This window comes from Streptomyces sp. NBC_00102 (assembly GCF_026343115.1).
Taxonomy (GTDB): Bacteria; Actinomycetota; Actinomycetes; order Streptomycetales; family Streptomycetaceae; genus Streptomyces.
The window spans coordinates 2,637,709-2,657,601 of the sequence record NZ_JAPEMC010000001.1; the positions used below are offsets into that span (position 1 = coordinate 2,637,709).

General features: G+C 71.8%; 12 protein-coding genes. 5 read left to right on the plus strand and 7 right to left on the minus strand.

What is annotated here, in order from left to right:
* Positions 1-60: 60 nt before the first annotated feature.
* The 3 genes from mqnC to OHA55_RS11655 all read right to left on the minus strand — a co-directional run bounded on the left by mqnC (position 61) and on the right by OHA55_RS11655 (position 5,378).
* A complete protein-coding gene (mqnC, locus tag OHA55_RS11645) occupies positions 61-1,260 on the minus strand; it encodes a cyclic dehypoxanthinyl futalosine synthase (protein ID WP_266705439.1) in 1,200 nt (399 codons plus the stop codon).
* A gap of 72 nt (positions 1,261-1,332) precedes the next feature.
* A complete protein-coding gene (locus OHA55_RS11650) occupies positions 1,333-3,270 on the minus strand; it encodes a serine/threonine-protein kinase (protein WP_266705441.1) in 1,938 nt (645 codons plus the stop codon).
* Positions 3,271-4,499: 1,229 nt separating this feature from the next.
* Positions 4,500-5,378 (minus strand): menaquinone biosynthetic enzyme MqnA/MqnD family protein, encoded by an 879-nt coding sequence (locus OHA55_RS11655; protein ID WP_266705443.1) that lies wholly within the window; start codon positions 5,376-5,378, stop codon positions 4,500-4,502.
* A gap of 754 nt (positions 5,379-6,132) precedes the next feature.
* Between OHA55_RS11655 and OHA55_RS11660 the strand changes: the two genes are divergently transcribed.
* The 4 genes from OHA55_RS11660 (at position 6,133) to OHA55_RS11675 (ending at position 11,439) form a co-directional block, all read left to right on the plus strand.
* Positions 6,133-6,336, plus strand: coding sequence for a cold-shock protein (locus tag OHA55_RS11660; RefSeq protein ID WP_003967102.1), 204 nt, complete (start codon positions 6,133-6,135; stop codon positions 6,334-6,336).
* A 402-nt stretch (positions 6,337-6,738) separates the two neighbouring features.
* Positions 6,739-7,575 carry a MerR family transcriptional regulator gene (locus OHA55_RS11665; RefSeq protein WP_266705466.1) on the plus strand — a complete coding sequence of 279 codons (837 nt, stop codon included), beginning with the start codon at positions 6,739-6,741 and terminating at the stop codon, positions 7,573-7,575.
* Between the two features lie 552 nt (positions 7,576-8,127).
* Positions 8,128-11,022 (plus strand): AfsR/SARP family transcriptional regulator, encoded by a 2,895-nt coding sequence (locus tag OHA55_RS11670; RefSeq protein WP_266710568.1) that lies wholly within the window; start codon positions 8,128-8,130, stop codon positions 11,020-11,022.
* 207 nt (positions 11,023-11,229) lie between these two features.
* A complete protein-coding gene (locus OHA55_RS11675) occupies positions 11,230-11,439 on the plus strand; it encodes a hypothetical protein (protein WP_266705468.1) in 210 nt (69 codons plus the stop codon).
* Between the two features lie 303 nt (positions 11,440-11,742).
* Here OHA55_RS11675 and OHA55_RS11680 read toward each other — a convergent pair whose 3' ends face one another.
* Together OHA55_RS11680 and OHA55_RS11685 are read right to left on the minus strand one after the other, a co-directional pair.
* Positions 11,743-12,330 carry a hypothetical protein gene (locus OHA55_RS11680; RefSeq protein ID WP_266705470.1) on the minus strand — a complete coding sequence of 196 codons (588 nt, stop codon included), beginning with the start codon at positions 12,328-12,330 and terminating at the stop codon, positions 11,743-11,745.
* A 328-nt stretch (positions 12,331-12,658) separates the two neighbouring features.
* Positions 12,659-13,033, minus strand: coding sequence for a hypothetical protein (locus OHA55_RS11685; protein WP_266705472.1), 375 nt, complete (start codon positions 13,031-13,033; stop codon positions 12,659-12,661).
* A gap of 764 nt (positions 13,034-13,797) precedes the next feature.
* Here OHA55_RS11685 and OHA55_RS11690 point away from each other — a divergent pair.
* The gene (locus OHA55_RS11690; RefSeq protein WP_266705474.1) at positions 13,798-14,415 is read left to right on the plus strand and encodes a hypothetical protein; all 618 of its coding nucleotides are present in this window, start codon (positions 13,798-13,800) and stop codon (positions 14,413-14,415) included.
* A 47-nt stretch (positions 14,416-14,462) separates the two neighbouring features.
* Here OHA55_RS11690 and OHA55_RS11695 read toward each other — a convergent pair whose 3' ends face one another.
* Positions 14,463-16,886 carry a PQQ-binding-like beta-propeller repeat protein gene (locus tag OHA55_RS11695; RefSeq protein ID WP_266705477.1) on the minus strand — a complete coding sequence of 808 codons (2,424 nt, stop codon included), beginning with the start codon at positions 16,884-16,886 and terminating at the stop codon, positions 14,463-14,465.
* Between the two features lie 472 nt (positions 16,887-17,358).
* The gene (locus OHA55_RS11700; RefSeq protein ID WP_266705479.1) at positions 17,359-19,593 is read right to left on the minus strand and encodes an MMPL family transporter; all 2,235 of its coding nucleotides are present in this window, start codon (positions 19,591-19,593) and stop codon (positions 17,359-17,361) included.
* Positions 19,594-19,893 lie beyond the last annotated feature (300 nt).

Genomic DNA, 19,893 nt, shown 5'->3' on the forward strand with positions numbered 1-19,893 from the left:
TGGCCCGGAGCGGTCGGGGAGAGAGGGAAGGAGGAGGCGATGCCGGACGGGGGTCGGCGCTCAGTTGGCGTCGAGGAGCTTCAGCTCGGGGTGGGCGGTACCGCCCGCGAGAGCGGTGGAGGAGATGTGCGAGACGACACGGTCGTCGACCGGGTCGAGCGCCGGGTCCTCGTGGACGACCAGGTGCTCGTAGGTGGTGGCGCGCTGCGCGGGCACCCGCCCCGCCTTGCGGATCAGGTCGATGATCTCCAGGCGGTTGGAGCGGTGCTTGGCACCGGCCGAGGAGACGACGTTCTCCTCCAGCATGATCGAGCCGAGGTCGTCCGCGCCGTAGTGCAGCGACAGTTGGCCGACCTCCTTGCCGGTGGTCAGCCAGGAGCCCTGGATGTGCGCGACGTTGTCGAGGAAGAGGCGCGCGATGGCGATCATGCGGAGGTACTCGAAGAGCGTCGCGTGCGTGCGGCCCTTCAGGTGGTTGTTCTCCGGCTGGTAGGTGTACGGGATGAAGGCGCGGAAACCGCCCGTACGGTCCTGCACGTCACGGATCATGCGGAGGTGTTCGATGCGCTCGGCGTTGGTCTCGCCGGTGCCCATCAGCATGGTGGAGGTGGACTCGACACCGAGGTTGTGCGCGATCTCCATGATCTCCAGCCAGCGCTCACCGGACTCCTTCAGCGGAGCGATGGCCTTGCGCGGTCGGGCCGGCAGGAGTTCGGCACCGGCACCGGCGAAGGAGTCGAGACCGGCGGCGTGGATGCGCCGGATCGCCTCTTCGGCGGACACCTTGGAGATCCGGGCCATGTGCTCGATCTCGGAGGCACCCAGCGAATGGATCACCAGCTGCGGGAACGCCTTCTTGATGGCGGAGAAGTGCTCCTCGTAGTACTCCACGCCGTAGTCCGGGTGGTGGCCGCCCTGGAACATGATCTGGGTGCCGCCCAGCTCGACGGTCTCCGCGCAGCGGCGCAGGATGTCGTCGAGGTCGCGGGACCAGCCCTTGGCGGTGTCCTTCGGCGCGGCGTAGAAGGCACAGAACTTGCACGCCGTGACGCACACGTTGGTGTAGTTGATGTTGCGCTCGATGATGTACGTCGCGATGTGCTCCGTACCCGCGTAGCGGCGGCGGCGCACGGCGTCGGCCGCTGCTCCGAGCGCGTGCAGCGGTGCCGACCGGTACAGGTCGAGCGCCTCCTCCGCGGAGATCCGCCCGCCTTCGGCGGCGCGGTCGAGGATGGGCTGAAGGTCGGCCTTCTCGATCACCGGGCTGTCACCTTTCGGCGGTGTTTCGACGGTTCCACGGACCGAATCAGCCTACGCCAGCCCCTGCCGCGTTCAGCCGCCGGACCGGGTCAGCGTGCCGGTGGGAAGTCCGGCGGCCTCTTCGTACGACCGGTAGACGAGGGTTCCGTCCTTGTTCAGGGTGAACGTCAGTTCCGCGTCCGCCCCGGTGCAGAACAGGCTCGCGGAGCTGTCGGGAACCGAGCGCTCATGGATCTTCAGCACCTTCGCGGTGCTGCCTGAGGAGAGCGTCCCGATGCTGGAGCAGGAGACTTGCGAACCGAGGTAGCTGATCGACTGGGTCATCCGTACGACGTCCTGGTCCTTCTTCCCCGGGGTGAAGACGGCGGTGAGGGTGCCGTGGGAGGCGCCGGAGCGTTCGAGGGTCGGCCCGGACCAGGTCCCCACGAACGCCTTCGGCAGTGCGGCGATCTCGTCGTCCCCTCCGCCGCCGCTCCCTTCGCCGTCTCCGGGGTCGTCGTCGCCGGGGGCGGGCGGGGAGGAGGAGGTGCCGCCGGACGGCGTTGCCGAGCCGGTACCGGCCGAGGCACCGGTGGGCGAGTCCGTGGGCGCGGAGGGGGAGGTGGAGGGCGGCGAGGCGGCGCTGTCGGTGCTGCGCTTACTGGCTTCACCGGAACTGCCCCAGGGCAACAGGTCACCGAGCATGCCCGACGTCAGGCCCACCACGGCCAGCGCACCCGCGACGGCCAGCGCGACGGTGCAGCTCACCCTCCGCCCCGGACGGGCCCCGGGCCGTTGCTCGGGGAGCCTGTCGGCGCTCATGGAGACGGAGAACCGCGGTCCGTGGGGGGCGTGGGGCGAATCCGAGGGCGAGCGCTCTCCGGGCCGGTCGGCCGGCAGCGGGATCGGCGGGCCGAAGACCCCGAGGGCGCCCACGGACTGGACGTCGGCGGACCGGGATTCGGAGGACGGCGCACCGAAGGACCCGGCTTCGGAGGAGTGGGCGCTCGCCTTCGCTTCGCTGCTGCCGTCCTCGGGTGCCGCCGTACGGTCCTCGCCGCCTCGCACGTCGGCCGGACGCGCGTCGAGCGAGGCGCTGCTGAAGGGGACGGGGCCCGAGAGCACCGGGCCCTCCTGGGGTTCGAGGTCGAGCAGGGCCACGGCGTCCCGGCTCACCTCATGGACGAGCTCGGACGGCAGCCAGCCCGCCGCCACCAGCGCGGCCGCACCGCCGGGGGCGAGTGCACCGGCGACGGCGGACGGGGTGGGGCGCGCAGCCGGGTCCTTCGCCAGGCACGCGGCGATCAGGTCCCTCAGCCCGCCCCTGAGATCGCCCAGTTCGGGTTCCTCGTGGACGACCTTGTAGAGGAGCACGGCGGAGGAGTCGCCGGGGAAGGGCGCGGAGCCGGTGGCGGCGTACGCGAGGACCGCGCCGAGCGAGAACACGTCGGCCGCGCCGGAGATGTCGCTGCCCCTGATCTGCTCGGGCGCCATGTAGCCCGGCGAACCCACCGATACCCCGGTGGACGTGAGCGAGACGGTGGCGCCGAGGGCCCTGGCGATACCGAAGTCGATGAGCCGGGGGCCGTCGAGCGCGAGGAGGACGTTGGAGGGCTTCACGTCCCGGTGGACGATGTCCTGCTCGTGCACGGCGCCCAGTGCCTCCGCGAGGCCGCCGCCCAGTGCCCGTACCGCCCGTTCGGGCAGTGCGCCGTGACGGGTCACCGCATGCGCGAGGGAGGGCCCCGCCACGTATCCGGTAGCCACCCACGGCACCGGCGCGTCGGGGTCCGCGTCCAGCACCGGAGCGGTCCACCTGGCCCCGACGCGCCGGGCGGACTCCACCTCGCGCCGGAACCGGGCCCGGAACTGCTCGTCCAGGGCGAAGTGCGGGTGCACCACCTTCACCGCGACCGTCCGGCCACCCGCGCTCCGCCCCAGGTAGACCCGCCCCATGCCGCCCGCACCGAGCCTGCCGAGCAGTCGGTAGGCGCCGATGGTGCGCGGTTCGCCGGCTTCCAGCGGCTGCATGGCGACTCCCCTGTGAAGCGACTGGACCTCGACCGAAGCGTAAGGGCTGCCCGCTGCCCGGTCCCGGGAAACGGTCCACCTATTCCCTTCCGCCGGAAAGGGCGTGACGCGATGGGCGACGACAGGTAGCGGAATGAGGCATTCCGAATACACCCTCTCCCTGCCCCCGCACCCCCTCCCCGCCCCTCCTCCTTCCACTCTCCACCGCCGGGGAAAGCCCCGACGGACATACGAAAGGCGCGGACACGAGAACCGCGGAGTTACCGACGGGCGGAGAGCACATGAGCGGAAAGAGAAGCCCGAGGAACAAGGAACACGGAACGCGGAGAAGGAAGACCAGGGCCGGAGAGAAAAACGGCCGGAAGGAATAGGGGAGGAGAAATCAGGAGTAGCCGGGAGAGAACGCCGACGACAGCGAGCGAACGGCAATTCGTTGGTGCGCACACCAAAAGATCCCGCACTCCGGTCATCGCCATCAGGACGCGCAGAGGAGGCGCGAAGACACGGGAGGAGGCGCCACCGACGGGAGACCCGCGATCTCTTCGCGCATGGCCGCCCCCTCGTGTTCCACCTTCGCGCCATCCGCCCCGATGCCGGTACGCAAACGGCTCACGCGGAAACGGGCTAGCCGGAAGAAAAACACCAAAGGGCGTGAAAGCCGGGAAGCGAAAGAAAGGGGCGAGGAGCTGGCGAAAAACGCGAAGAGGGAGGAACGGATCGCCGAGGACGGGACGTCGCGAGGGGAAGGCTCAGGCGTCTGCGCACATGGCCGTCGGCACCGCACGCCGAAGCGGCCGCCCGGGCACCTCGGGGGCGCGGCCCGCGGACACCCTCGGGTTGCCCCGGGTACGGCACGGACCCGTGCCGTCAGGCGCGCGTTCGGGCCGGGGCAGGCGCGCAGCCCCTCGGAGATGCGCATCCCTGGCCCCGGAGACACCCGCCAGGCACGGGGACGGGCACGAGCACGGGCACGGGCACGAGCACAGGTATGGGCGCGAGCACGAGCGCGAGCACAGGTACGGGCACGAGCACGGGTACGGGGAGGCCCAGCCACTACCCGGCCGGGCCGGCACCGCCCGCCCGCCGCACCGCCCGCCGCACCGCCCGCCGCACCGCCCGCCGCACCGCCCGCCCGCCGCAGCACCCGGCGTCGGCCACGGCGGGCCGGGGCAGGGAGGGGACAGGGTGGGACAGGCAGGCAGGGGGACAGCCGGACGGGGGAGAGGGGGTCAGCTGCCGAGCAGCTCGACGTGCACGTCGTCGGGGTAGCCGGTGGAGCCGCCGGTCCGCCGGGCGAACTCCTTGACACCCGCGAGCTGGTCGGGGCCGAAGCGGAAGTCGAGTGTGGTGAAGTACTTCTCCAGCACCTCCGCGTCGAATGCCTCCCAGCGAGCGGCCTGCTCGGCGACCTTGGTGACCTCTTCGAGGGACACGTCCCGCGAGGCCAGGAACGCCTTGTGCACCTTGTCGACGTACTCCGGTTCGGCGGCCAGGTAGTCCTTGCGGGCTGCCCAGACGGCGAAAACGAACGGCAGTCCCGTCCACTCCTTCCACATCTCGCCCAGGTCGTGGACCTGGAGGCCGAGACGCGGGGCGTCGTGCAGGTTGGCGCGCAGCGCGGCGTCGCCGATCAGCACGGCGGCGTCCGCCTCCTGCATCATCGCGGCGAGGTCGGGCGGGCAGGTGTAGTAGTCGGGCTGCACCCCGTAGCGCTCGGCGAGCAGCAGCTGGGCCAGCCGGACGGACGTACGGGAGGTCGAGCCGAGGGCCACCCGGGCGTGGTCGAGCTGCTCCAGGGGCACCTGCGACACGATCACGCACGACATGACGGGGCCGTCGCAGCCGACAGCGATGTCGGGGAACGCGACCAGGTCGTCGGCGTTGCGCAGGAACTCCACCAGGGTGATGGGGCCGATGTCCAGGTCGCCCTTGACCAGCTGCTCGCTGAGCTTCTCCGGGGTGTCCTTCGACAGCTCCAGATCGAGCAGGGTCCCTGTCCGTGCCAGTCCCCAGTAGAGGGGAAGGCAGTTCAAGAACTGGATGTGGCCGACGCGGGGCCGGCTGCGGCGATGGCCGCTTTCGACGGGAGAGACGGTTGAATTGTCCACATCGCGAGGCTAGACCTGCGGCCGGAGGACAGCACCACCGGGGCAACACCCGAGGTCGGACCGAGGTCGCACCCGAGGCCGGAGCGGCGGAGGTCCGGAGCCGGCTCGGCCCCGGACCTCCGCCGGTCCTGGACGTCCGCCGGCTCACCTCCCCCCTGTACGACCCATCGATCCCCCTCATCCGACCCGTCCGGCACATCCGACCCGTCCGGCACATCCGGCTCATCCAGCCCATCCGGCCCATCCGACCCGTCCGGCCAGGGCAGCCCCCCGCGCGGTGATCGCACGCCCTGCACCGCACCTCCGGTCACCTCCGCCCGCCGGCACCTGCCGGACGGGCGCTCCCCTCGCCTCACCTCCCTCCATCCGCTCTCCATCCGCTCTCTGCCCGCCCCCTGCTGACCCCTCCCTCGCCCTCTCCCCGCACCACCCCTTCCGCGCCCCCTCACGCCCCTCCCGGCCACCCCTTCCGCGCCCCCTCCGCACGCCCTCCGTGCGGGCCGTCCCGGAGCCCCCGCACACCCGCCACCCGGCCCGCCGGCCACCTATCGGACCGCCCAATCAAACATTCGAGTGAAGTGATCTTTCCCTCTACCGCTCCCCAGAGGCTGCGTGCTAGGCTCGCCCGCAAGTTGCAGTTTGGTTTCCCTTGCAGTACAAAGCCTGCGGAGCATGTAACCCGCAGGCTTTTGTAGTTTTCAGACTTCTTTGCAGGTTCTGGAGCAGGGCAACCCTTTGGCCCAAGGAGGGCTTTATGGCTACCGGAACCGTCAAGTGGTTCAACGCTGAAAAGGGCTTCGGCTTCATCGCCCAGGACGGCGGCGGCCCGGATGTCTTCGTTCACTACTCCGCGATCAACGCGTCCGGGTTCCGCTCCCTCGAGGAGAACCAGGTCGTGAACTTCGACGTCACTCAGGGTCCGAAGGGCCCGCAGGCTGAGAACGTCACCCCGGCCTAGTTGCCCGGGTCGGTCGATCGCGGCCGGCATGCAGTACCCAAGGAGCCCCGCCCTTGCTTCGGCAAGGGCGGGGCTCCTGCCTTTACCCGTGCAGATGCTCGCGCCCGCAGTCCGCGCCGCATTTCCTTTACGGTTGTCGCCCCGCCGCATTCTCCGGCCCCGACTCCCCACGTGCCGCATGCGGTTCCGCACCCGCCTTAGGGCTGTCCCGCAGTTCCTGGTGGGTGCGCGACGACAGCTACGGCACCTCGCCGCGTTGTCGGAACGTCCCCATACATCCAGTATGCGAACGCTCCTCCGCCTTGCGATGCACCGCATCCGACGCCGCGCACTGATCCACCACGAATTGCGGGACAGCCCTTTGACTCTCACACCGTGTGAAGCCGTGAACTCGGAGACATCATGTTCACCATCGGAGATTTCGCCCGGTACGGACGGGTATCGCCCCGCATGTTGCGTCACTACGACGCGATCGGGCTGCTGCGTCCGGACCGTATCGACCCGGCCACCGGTTACCGCTTCTACGGCGCCGCCCAACTGGCCCGCCTCAACCGCGTCATCGCCCTCAAGGATCTCGGCTTCACGCTCCAAGAGGTCGCGAGCATCCTCGACGACGAGATCACCGCCCAGGAACTGGGCGGGATGTTGCGGCTGAGACGTGCGGAGCTGGAAGCGGCGATGGCAGCGGCGGCAGCACGGCTGAACCAGGTGGAGGCGCGACTCCGGACGATCGAGAGTGAGGGACGCATGGACACCGACGACATCGTCATCAAGCAGGTTCCGGCGGTACGGATCGCCGAGTTGACCGGTACCGCCGGAAGCTACCGGCCGCAGGACATCACCCCGGTGATCGTCCCCCTGTACGAGCGGCTGCTCCCGTCGCTGGCCGCGGCAGGCGTCACGCCCACCGGTCCCGGCATCGCCCGGTACGAGGACGCCCCGGGCGGGGACACCACGACCGGTGCGGTCCTCGTGCACGCCGGTGTGACGGTCTCCGCACCGGTCGGGCCGGTCGGCGACACCGGGGTAAAGGTGGTGGAGCTGCCCTCGTTCGAGGCGGCCACCATCGTGCACCGGGGCTCTATGGACTCCGTTCTCTCCACGGAGCAGGTCCTCGCCCGTTGGCTGGACACCAGCGGATACCGGTCGGCCGGTTACGCCCGTGAGGTCAGCCTGGAGTGCCCCGAGGACCGCGAGAAGTGGGTGACCGAGCTGCAGCAGCCGATCGCCCAGGTCTGACCGCTCCCCCGGCAAAAAGGTGGCCCCCGGTCGGACTGCACAGCCCGTGCCCGTACCGGGGGCCGCCCCTTCCGAAACACCGCTCCGAAACACCGCTCCGAAACACCGCTCCGAAACACCGCCAACGCCCGCTCCGCTGGGCAAGGTTCCGCGATCGTTGTCGAAGCCTTGTGCAGAGCGTCACGCAGTGCTGACGGGGCAGCCCGCGACAAGGCAGACTGTCGACAGCGGTATCCACGGTACGGACGATCCGGATGCGCCCCCACGTCACACCCGGGTGCTCCCCCGCGTCTCGCCCCGGTGCCGGCGACCACAGCACGACCGGGCGGGGCGAAAGCAGGACAGGGGGCATCCATGGACCGCGACGACGGGCCACGCGTGCGCGTTCCGGAACAGCGCGCCGCGCAGGGGCCGGTGTCCGGAGCCGAGCCGCGACCGGCATCCCGGCCCGGGCCGGAAAACCAGCCGCAGGACCGGCCCAAGGACCAGCCGCAACCCGAATACCGGCCCCGGCCGGAGGACCAGCCCCACCCCCCGTCTCCTCACCCCGAGTTGCACTTCTCCGTCCTCGGTCCCGTGCGTGTCCGGCTCGGCGACGAACCGCTGACCTCCGGTTCCCCGCAGCAGCGCGCCCTGCTGGCGGCGCTGTTGCTCCGGGACGGGCGTACCGCGACCGCCGGGGAGTTGATCGACGCCATCTGGGGTGAGGAGTCGCCGCCGCGGGCGCTCGCGGCGATCCGTACGTACGCCTCCCGGCTCCGCAAGGCGCTCGGTCAGGACGTGCTGGTCAGCGAGTCCGGCGGATACGCGATCCGGCTCCGCGAGGGTTCCCTCGACGTGCGGCTCGCCCAGGAGTCGGTGAGTGCGGCGGAGAAGGCGCGGGCTTCCGGCGATCGTGCGCGGGCCCGGGACCTGGTCGCGGAGGCCCTCGCGTTCTGGGACGGCGAGACGCTGGCTTCGGTACCGGGGCCGTACGCGGAGAATCAGCGCACCCGCCTGGAGGAGTGGCGCCGGCAGCTGACCGAGACGCGGCTCGACCTGGAGCTGGAGCTGGGCAACCACGCGGAGGCGGTCTCCGAACTGACCGCGCTCACCGCCGCGCAGCCCTTGCGGGAGCGGCTGCGCGAGTTGTTGATGCTGGCGCTGTACCGCAGCGGCCGGCAGTCCGAGGCGCTCGCGGTGTACGCGGACACCCGGCGGCTCCTCGCGGAGGAGCTGGGGGTCGATCCGTGTGCCGAGCTCTCCCAGCTCCAGCAGCGCATCCTGCGGGCCGACGAGGAGCTGGCCCGGCCGGCCGACGAATCCGCGCCCGCGCCGCCGGTCGCCGTGCGGCCCGCCCAGCTCCCGGCGACCGTCGCGGACTTCACCGGCCGTGAGGCGTTCGTACGCGAACTCGGTGACCGGCTGGCGACGGCCGAGGGTTCGGTGATGGCGGTGTCGGCGCTGGCGGGCATCGGGGGCGTGGGCAAGACCACGCTGGCGGTGCACGTCGCCCACCGGTCGCGGAACCACTTCCCGGACGGGCAGTTGTACGTGGATCTCCAGGGTGCGGGGGCGCGGGTCGCGGAGCCCGAGACGGTGCTGGGTGCGTTCCTGCGCGCGCTGGGGACCCCGGAGTCGGCGATTCCGGACTCGCTGGACGAGCGGGCCGCGCTGTACCGGTCGGCCCTCGACGGCCGCCGGGTGCTCGTGCTGCTGGACAACGCCCACGATGCCGCGCAGGTAAGGCCGTTGCTGCCGGGAACTCCGGGGTGCGCGGCACTGGTGACGAGCCGGGTGCGGATGATCGACCTGGCCGGTGCGCATCTGGTGGACCTGGACGTGATGTCCCCCGCCGAGTCCATGCAGCTCTTCACCCGGATCGTCGGTGAGGAGCGGGTGAGCGCCGAACGGGACGCGGCGCTCGACGTGGTGGGCGCCTGCGGATTCCTGCCGCTGGCGATCCGTATCGCCGCCTCGCGGCTTGCCTCGCGCCGCACCTGGACGGTGTCGGTTTTGGCGGCCAAGCTCGCCGACGAGCGGAGCCGGCTGGACGAACTGCGGGCGGGTGATCTCGCGGTGAAGGCGACGTTCGAGCTGGGCTACGGCCAGTTGGAGCCCGCCCAGGCCCGCGCGTTCCGTCTTCTCGGTCTGGCGGACGGCCCCGACGTCTCCCTGACGGCCGCCGCCGCGCTCCTCGATCTGGAGCCGCAGGTCGCCGAGGACATCCTGGAGTCGCTGGTCGACACCTCCCTGGTGGAGTCGGCGGCCCCGGGCCGGTACCGCTATCACGATCTGGTCCGGCTCTACGCGCGTGCCTGCGCCGAGCGCGACGAGCACCCGCCCGAGGAGCGGGAGCGCGCGCTCTCGCGGCTGCTCGACTTCTACCTCGCGACGGCTGCCGGTGTGTACGCGCTGGAGCGGCCGGGCGACCGGCTGGTGGACCATCTGGAGCACACCGGCCGGGCCGGGTCGACCTTCGGAGACCGGCACGCGGCACGGGACTGGCTGTATACGGAGGCGGCCCCGCTTCTCGCCTGCGTACGCCAGTCGGCCGGGGCGGCGACCCTGCGGCGCGCGGTGGACCTGCTGTGGGCGGCGCTGGACCTCGGGGAGTCGGGTGCCAACGCGAAGGAGTACGAGACGACCGCGCTGGCGTTGCTCGGTGCGGCCTCGGACTGCGGCGACCGCCGCGCGGAGGTGCGGGCCCTGGTCACCCTCGCCGATGTGCACCACGCCTCGGGCCGGTTCGACCAGGCCGAGCAGGAGGCGGCGCGGATCATGGTGCTGGTCGACCCGGCCCTCGACCCGCTGCCGGGATGCTGGGCCTCGAACGCGCTCGGGATCATGGCGCTCTACCAGAACCGTCACGACGACGGCGAGACGTACTTCTCGCAGGCCATCGAGGCGTTCCGGCTGGTCGGGGACCGGCCGGGCGAGGCGAGCGCGCTGTGCAACCTGTCCCGTATCCATCTGGCGACCGGCCGGACCAGCAGCGCGGTGGAGCTGGCGCAGCGGGGTACGGACATCTACGACGGGATGGGCCACGCGCTGCGGAGCGCCAACGGCCGTTACGCGCTGGGCATGGCGCTCACGCGGCGCGGGTCGTTCACCGACGCCACGGACCGGCTTCAGGAGGCTCTGGCGGTGTTCCGCGAGAGCCGGCAGCGGCTGTGGGTGGGCATGACCCTGTTCCGGCTCGCGGAGGTCGATCTCGCGGCCGGACGGCCGGTGGAGGCCGCCGCGGGGGCCGAGCAGTCGCTGACCGCGCTGCGCGGGATCGGAGGCGACTGGCGGAAGGCCAACGTCCTCACCGTTCTCGGTCAGGCATTGGTCCGGATCGGGCAGTTCGGCCGGGCGCAGGTCTGCTGGCGCGAGGCACTCGGGATCTACGACGGGTCTGGCTTCCCCGAGGCCGCGGAGGTGCGCGCTCTGCTGGAGCGGTTCGCGTCCGTGATGCCCGCGTAACACCCCGTCAGCGGACGTTCATCATTCGTTTATCGCGGCCCGCCACTCTTGGTTCCAGTCGATCCGTCGCATCGGGGGGCAGACGGGGCGACTGGTGGGCCGTGGCACTAAGGTGAGCGGCTCTCGCGATGCCCGTACGGCAGTCCCCGGGGGAACTGCCGTACGGGCATCGCCCACCCGATACGAAGAAACGCAGGGGAGCGGAACATGGCGGACGCCAAGAAGGACTCCAAGCTCACGACGCAGGACATGCACGCGACCGGCACCGAGGTGACCGCCGAAGCCGCGGTGGCGTCCGAGGAACTGACCACGCTGGACATGCACGCCACGGGGACCTCGAAGCTGCTGACCGCGCAGGCCACCGGGGGAACGGCGACGACCGACGACATGCACGCCACGTCGGAGCCCGTCACCTGACAGTCTTTTTTCGCAACGGGGGCCCGGGGCTCGGGGGAGCCGCGGGACACGGGGGAACGGCCGCGGTGGCGCGGAGGGGGAGCCACCGCGGCCGTCGTGCGTCCGGAGCCGGTGAAGCCCGGAAACGGCAGGGACCCGGAGCCGGTGAGGCCCGGAGACGGCAGGGCCCCGGAGACGGCAGGGGCCCGGGAGACGGCAAGGACCCGGAAACGGCAGGGGCCCGGCGCGACGACCACGGAGATCCGGTGGTCGTCGCGCCAGGCCCCTCGGTGTCGTCGCCCTGGTGGGCCGGTTGACCGGGCGTCAGTGGACGTTGACCGCCTCGGCCTCGCACCGGTAGACCTCGTCCACCTTGTCCGGGCTTGTCATCTGCACCTTGAACCTCTGCGGGTCGAGCGAGTCGGAAGCGTCGAGTTCGACCCGCAGTCTGCCCATGCTGATCTTGTTGTCGGCCGAGTCCAGGAACGACACATTGATCTCGACCTCGGCGGTGCCGTAGCTGGTCGGGGTGAGTTCCACCTCGGAGTACGTCACCGCCTTGCGCGAACCGTCGGCCGGCCGGGCGCACGTGACGACGCGGGCGGTCGGGTCGGTGCTGGACACCGGGGTGGTGTCGGTGGTGGGTTCGTCGGTGGCCGTGGCGGTGGAGCCGGAGGACGAGGACGACGAATCGGAGCCCGAACCGTAGTCGTAGTCGTCGTCATCGTCGTAGCCGCTGCTGTTGCCGGTTCCGCTGCCGTAGCCGTTGGACGACCTGTTGCTGGAGCATCCGCCGCCCCCGCCGGAGCTGTGGCCCGAACCGCCATGGCCGTGGCTGGAGGTGGAGAAGCCGGTGAGTGACAGCACCACCACCGCCAGGACCGCCGCCAGTTTGATCTGTTGCCGCATCATGGATGCAGCCCCCCTTGTGTCTCGTCATCCCTCGACGCCTTGTCCCGACGCCTCGTCCCGACGTTCTCGGCTCTCGATTCTCGTGGCGTGGTGCGCACCGGCATCACGGCGACGCCCCTCCACCAGGTCATGACCCTGTCACGGATCACTCATGGTGCGCGGGCGGGGGCACGACATCGGTAGGAATCCGTGACAGGACCATGACCTGGTGGTCGGTGTTCCGGCTCGACCCGCGGGTTCCCGCGCGGAGGTCGACCGGTCGAAAGGGAGGGCGTCGTCGTCCGCGGCCTCACGCTCGCGGACGGCGACGCTCCGTCGGGCCGTGGGATCAGCCGGCGCGACGCGCCTTGACTCCGTCGACCTCGAAGTCGTAGATGGTCCCGTTGATCCGCAGACCGTCGACGGCACCGATCCACATGTAGTCGCGGCCCTTGGTCACCGCGGCGGTGAAGAGGGTCGGCTGCTCGCCGCCGTCGTCGAGGGCGGTCTTCAGCTGCGGGAAGGGGCACGGGGTCGCCAGGGTGCAGCCGGTCGCGGTCCCCGCGTTGCCCGTGAGGATCCAGGTACCGGTCGTGGTGGCGTCCAGGTAGCCACTCCAGCGGTTCGTCACCGGTGAGGCGGGCGGCATCCACACCATCGACGAGAAGGTGGTGCCCGGCGCCGCGGTGAGGTTCGGATTGATCTCGAACGTGATGGCCGGCATGTTCGCCGGGCCGCCGTAGGAGACGTTCTCGCCGGTCTGGAAGACGTGGAAACCGATCTGCTGGAGGCCTTGGTTCCCAGGACCGGCTTGCCGAAGAAGTCGACCTCGTTGCCGAAGCTGACCCTTTCACTGGACGGTGTGAGAGAAGTGGAGTTGTCCGCGACCTCGGTCCCGAGGCTGCCTCGCCCGAAGGGCGGCCTCGCCTCGGGTCCCGTCACACCGAACGAACCGTACGGGCCGTTCCTCGGGGCGGCGACGGGAGAACCGATCGTGCCACGGGTGATGACGCCCCAGTGGTCCGCACTCCCCTTGCCTCCGCCGGCGAGCGCGGATACCGGGACGGCCCCGGCGGCCAGAGCGGCCAGCGCCGCCATCCCCAACGCGACTTTCCGCTTCATGCCGAATCGAGCGTTCACGCTTACTCCTTCGTGGTCGGTACATGGAGGGGCAGCACGGACGCCCGCACCATGCCTGCGTTTTGCTCGCTCACGCTAGGGACATCTCTGGATGAACCGGCCACAACACCTCATGTGCGCACGGCGTTCACCCCCCCCTGGCGGAGCGGGCCGAGGAGCCGTTCCGCGAGCGTTCCGGTCTGCCTGGTCCCGCGGGTCCGCCGCCCCGGCCGGCCGGCCGTCCCCTGCTCGCCGGGCGCCGGTTCGCGTCACCCGGGTGGCGGGCGTAGCGTCGGACGGGAGAGCGCCGCGCACGTATGGGCGCGTGCGCAGTCGATGTGCACGCGCGTGTGACGCAGGAGGCTGACGATGATCCGCAACATCCTCGGCTCCGTGGTCGCTCTCGCCGGAGCGGCGGCCGCCGTCCTGAGCCCCTTCCGCGACTGGTACGACGGCCGCCCCGGGCATGACTACCGCGTCCGGGACCTCTTCGAAGGCATCACCGCCACCTCGTCGGGGGTGATGGTGTCGCTGTTTCTGCCCCTGCTGGTCGCCGCGGTGCTGACCGTCGCCGGGGTCGCGCTCCGCTCGCGGCTGGTGGTGGCGCTCGCCGGGGTGCTGACGCTCGGCTTCACCGTGCTGTGGATGGTCCGCCAGGGCCAGGCGGCGGGGAGCCTGGCGGTGGACCCGGACGGTTCCGGGCTCCAGTGGGGGGTGGCGCTCGCCTTGGGCGGCGGCCTGCTGATGCTGATCGGCTCCCTGGTGATGTCGGGACGCCGAGGCCGCCGTCGCGGACCGGACCGGGTCGGGGGTACGCCGGACTACGACGCGCGTACCGCGCCCTACCCCACGTCCGGCTACCAGCACCCGGACACCTGGCCGCCGACGCAGGAGCCGGGCCCGTCCGTCCAGACGAGCCCGCTGCCCGAGCCGGAACCGGACCCGTACACCGGCCCGGAGGATCCGCGCCGGCACGACGGCCCCTGAGGCAAGGCAGGCACCGGCCCGCCGGGCACGGGAGTGGGAGCGGCCCCCTACCGGGCCCGGTTGTTCCCCGTCCCCGTGCCCTTCAGCGCGTCCAGCGCGTAGACGCACCGGTCCTTGCTGCAGGCGTAGACGACTCCGGCGCGGGCGACCGGGGAGCCGGTGATCTCGCCGCCGGTGGCGAGCTTCCAGCGCAGGGTGCCGCCCGCCGCGTCCAGGGTGTAGAGGACGTGGTCGGCGGAGCCGAAGTGCACGCGTCCGTCCGCGACCACGGGGCTGCCGACCACGTCGCCGCCGGCCGCGAACCGCCACTTCGGGGTGCCGGTCACCGCGTCCAGGGTGTAGAGGGCGCTGCCGCTGCCGACGTGCACGTTCCCTCCGGCGACGAGGACGGGCTCGATGGAATGGCGGGCCTCGGTGGCGATGCGCCAGCGGTCCTTGCCGTTCGCGGCGTCGAGCGCGTAGACCGTACCGAGGTAGTCGGCGAGGTACACGCCTCCCCCGGTGACCGCCGGGCCGGGTGCGAACGCGGGCGGCGAGAGGAAGACGGCGGGCGCCTCGAAGTGCCAGCGCACATGGCCGGAGAGGCTGTCCACGGCCAGCACCCGGGTGCCCGCCGCGACGTACACGTTGCCGTCCGGCGCGGGGGTCACCCGGACCGGGACACCACCGCAGGAGGCCGCGTCGCCGATCGGGTACGACCAGCGCTCGGAGCCGGTACGGGCGTCGAGCGCGCGCAGCCGGCCGTCCTGCCAGACGTACGCGGTCCCCTCGTGGAGCGCCGGTCCGGCCTCCGCGGTCTCGAAGTCGGTCTGGGCGCCGCTGAGCTCCCACAGCGGGTCGCCGCCCGCCGCGTCCCACGCCTGGACGCCGCCGCCCCGGGTGCCGGTGAGGACGGTACCCCGGTCGGCCTTGAGGGAGTAGACCCAGGCGGCGGCGCGCCGTCGCCACCGTTCGGTGCCGCCCGTGGCGTCCAGGGCGTAGAGGGAAGGGCCGTCCGAGGCGTGGATGACGCCGTCGTCGACGGCCATCGCCCAGGCGACGTCCCGGGTCTTGAACTGGCGCCGGCCGTTGCCGATGTCCAGCGCGTGGATCTCGAAGGACGTGACGTAGAGCAGGCCGCCGGCGACGACCGGGGTGCCCCAGACGTCGTTGGACATCCGGAAACGCCAGGGGCGCCAGCGGTCCGGTACGGCGGGCGCCGCCTCGGGGGCGGTGGTCGGCGCGGGTACGGGCGCGGTGACCGCGGCGGGCAGCGCACCGGCCAGTCCGACGGGCGGGCGGACCCAGCCGGTGGCGGCGGCCGGGTGTGCGGCGGCCGCTCCCCGGATCTCGGCGGCGCGCGGGCCGGGCCCGATCGCGACCTTGGCGCCGATCAGCCGGACGGGGCCGCCGTCCGTCGACGGCGCCCCGGATCCCGGACCCGAGGGGCCGGGGACCGCGGGCGGGGCGGGCCGGGCGTGGGACGGCGGGGGCACCGGCGCCGTCTCCGGCATGCGGCTGGTGTCCCAGTCGCCGAGCGGCGGGCGCGGGGGCGGCGGCGGGGCCACCACCTGGGCGGGGGCCGGGGCCATGGTGCGTCCACCGCCGCGGCGCTGCTCGATCATCGCGGTGGCCCGGCCGGGCAGCCAGGCGGAGGCGGTGCCGCTGTCGTCGCTGCCCGAGGCGAACAGGTGCGGGGCGAGCTGCGCCTGGAGGTCGGCGGGGCTGGGGCGACGGGTCGGGTCCATCTGCATGCAGGACTCGATCAGCGGGCGGAGTTCCTCCGGGAGCCCTTCGGTGTCGGGGCCTTCGCGCAGCAGCATGAAGACGGTCTCGACCGGGTTGGCGCCGTGGAAGGGCGCGTGGCCGGTGGCCGCGAAGACGAGGGTGGAGCCGAGCGAGAAGACGTCGCTCGCCCCGGTGACGCTGCGCGAGTCGCGGGCCTGCTCGGGCGACATGTAGGCGGGGGTGCCCACGGCGACGTTCGTCATGGTCAGCCGGGTGTTGGAGACCCCGGAGGCGATGCCGAAGTCGATGACCCGGGGGCCGTCCTCCACGACGAGCACGTTGGACGGCTTCAGGTCGCGGTGGACGAGCCCGGCGCCGTGGATCGACTGGAGGGCCTCCGCGATGCCGGCGGCCAGCCAGCGGACGGCCTGAGTGGGCATGGGCCCGCACTCGTTCACTATCTCTTCGAGCGAGGGGGCGGGCACGTACGCGGTGGCCAGCCACGGCACGGCGGCGCGCGGGTCGGCGTCGACCACGGCGGCGGTGTAGAACCCGCTCACCGCGCGGGCGGCTTCGACCTCGCGGGTGAACCGGACGCGGAAGAGCTGGTCCTCGGCGAGCTCGGTGCGGACGGTCTTGATCGCCACCCGTCTGCCCGATGCCGAGCGCGCGAGATAGACGAGCCCCATGCCGCCGGCTCCGAGCCGTCCCAGCACCTCGAACGGGCCGATCCGTCTCGGGTCGTGCTGCGTCAGCTGCTCCACTTGCCTGCCACCTCCCCGTACGGGCCCTGGTCCCTCGACCCCGGCCCGCGAATTCCCGCCCCGTGCGGCGTCTCACCACCGGGCACCACCTGGCGGTGCGCACCCCGATTCTTCCTGGCGCGGCCCCCAGTTGCGAACCCGGGGGCGAATCGGGGTGTCACCAGCCCTGTCGGTGGCGGATGGACGGGGTCCGCTGCTATGGAAGCGGACCCGCGCAACCGCCGTACGGGCGACGGACTGGAGTACGTGGCGCGCGTGGATCACGAGGGGGCGGTCGAAGTGCGCGGGGGCGTAACGGCGTTGTGCGCGCGCGGCGCGTCCGGAACGTCGGCGGGGGCGTGCACAGACCCCCTGTGCACGCCCCCTGTCCATGGGCCCACGCTCGCGCGGGCTCCGGCAAGCGCCCGGTGAATGCCCGTCACTCACCGTCGATTCCGGTCACACCGGGCTCGTACCGGTGAACAAGTGCCCGTCAGCGTCGGCCGCTCAACTGCGGTTCGGCGTCCGGGAACGGTTCGGCCGCGGCCTCCGGGTCGCGGCGGGCGAGCTTCTCGCCCTCGATGTCGACCTCGGGCAGAATGCGGTCGATCCAACGCGGCAGGCTCCAGGCGTGCTTGCCGAGGAGAGTGAGGACGGCGGGCACGATCGTCATGCGGACGACGAAGGCGTCCAGGGCGACGGCGACAGCGAGGGCGAAGCCCAGGGCCTTGATGATGGCCTCCTGCGCGCCGATGAAGCCGGCGAACACCGAGATCATGATGAGGGCCGCGGCCGTGACGACCTTGGCGCTGTGGCGGAAGCCGGTCTCGATCGCCGTACGGGGATCGGCGCCGTGGACGTACGCCTCGCGCATCCGGGTCACCAGGAAGACCTGGTAGTCCATGGCGAGTCCGAAGACGATGCCGACCAGCAGGATCGGCATCAGGCTCATGATCGGACCGGGCTGCTCCAGGCCGAACAGATCCTTCAGCCAGCCCCATTGGAAGACCGCGACGAGCGATCCGAGCGAGGCGAGGACCGAGAGCAGGAAGCCGAGCGCCGCCTTGACCGGCACCAGGATCGAACGGAACACCAGGATCAGCACGAGGAAGGCGAGTCCGACGACGAGGACGAGGTAGGGCACGATGGCCGCGCTGAACTTGTCCGAGACGTCGATGTTGAGCGCGGTGGTGCCGGTGACCATGGCCCGGGCACCGTTCGCGTCCTGGGACGTGGCGGCCAGTGCGCGGATGTCGGCGACGAGGTCCTTGGTGGCGTCGGTGGTCGGACCGCTGCCGGGGACGACGTTGATGATGCCGGTGTCGCCGGCCTTGTTGAAGGCGGCGGGCGACACGCTCTTCACGTCCGGCAGCGCCTTGATGTCCTTGCCGAGGGAGGTGGCGGCGGCGGAGGCGGTCGCCGGGGTCTTGTCGTCGACGGTGACGATCAGCGGTCCGTTGAAGCCGGGCCCGAACGACTCGGAGAGCAGGTCGTACGCCTTGCGCTGGGTGGACGAGGGCGCGGCGGAGCCGTCGTCCGGGAGCCCGAGCTTGAGGTCGGCGGCGGGCAGCGCGAGGGTGCCGAGGGCGACGACGGCGAGGATCAGGACCGCGGCGGGCCTGCGCATCACCAGGGTTATCCAGCGACGGCCGACCGTGACCTTGGGGGCGCCGTTCACGGTCTTCGCCGGGGCGGCCGCTCCACCGCGCTTGCGGGCACGGCCGAGGACCCGCTCGCTGCCGAAGCTCAGCAGCGCGGGGACGAGGGTGATCGCGACCAGGACGGCGATGACGACGGCACCGGCGGCGGCGAGGCCCATGGCGGTGAGCAGCGGCAGGTTGACCACGGCGAGCCCGGCGAGGGCGATGATCACGGTCACGCCGGCGAAGACGACGGCGGAGCCCGCCGTTCCGTTGGCGCGTGCGGCGGCTTCCTTGGCGTCGTACCCGTCGGCGCGCTCGGCACGGTAGCGGGACACGATGAAGAGGGCGTAGTCGATGCCGACGGCGATGCCGAGCATCGAGGCCAGCGCGGAGGTGCTGCTGTCGAGCTCGAAGGTGGCGCTCACCGCGGTGATCAGCGAGGTGCTGACGCCCACGCCCGTCAGGGCGGTGAGCAGCGGGAAGCCCGCGGCGACCAGCGATCCGAAGGTGATGACGAGGACGAGGGCGGCGAGCAGGAAGCCGATGGCCTCGGCGGCCATCCCCTGCTCGGGCTGGGCGAGGGCGTCGCCGGACGCCTCCACCGTCAGGCCCTGGTCACGGCCGGTGTCCAGTGCCTTGTCGATGCCGGTGTGGTCGGCGTCGGTCAGGTCGGCGGCCCCGACGGTGTAGGTGATCTGCGCGTAGGCGGTGACGCCGTCCTCGCTGACCGTCCTGGCCGCGAAGGGGTCGCTGACCTGCGCGACGCGGGAGGAGGAGTCCTTCAGTTCCGCGAGGACCTTCTCCATGGCGGTCCGGTTGGCGCCGCCGTCGACCCGCTCCCCTTGCGGGGCGCGCACCACGACGCGGGCACTGGCGCCCTCGGCGTTGGCGGCGGGGAACTTCTCGGCGAGGAGGTCGAAGGCCCGCTGCGACTCGGTTCCGGGCAGCGAGAAGTTGGAGGAGGCCGTGTTCGTGGTGCCGGCGGCGACGGCACCGACGGCACCGAGGACGACGGCCCACAGGAGGACGACCAGCCAGCGTCGCCCGAAGGCGAAGCGGCCGATCCTGTGCAGGAAGGTAGCCATGGGTGTGGAGGACTCCGTAAGAGGTGCGTGCCGGCGGGAGGGTGCCGGGGCCTGGGCGTTCTGGCGGTCCGGATCCGGCCGACCGGTTCCGGCGTTCCGGGTCCGGCGGCCGGAAGGGGGTGGCGGACCGAAAGAGCGGGGTTTCCTCGACGTTGAGGGACCGTGGTTCGACGTTGAGGGACCGTGGTTCCCGTGCCGTGTGCGGGCGACGGGAACCACGGCGGGTAGCCCGCCCCCGTCCCCACGGGCGACGGCACCCCCGGCACCGTCGCCGCGTGCGACGGTACGACCTCCGGCGGC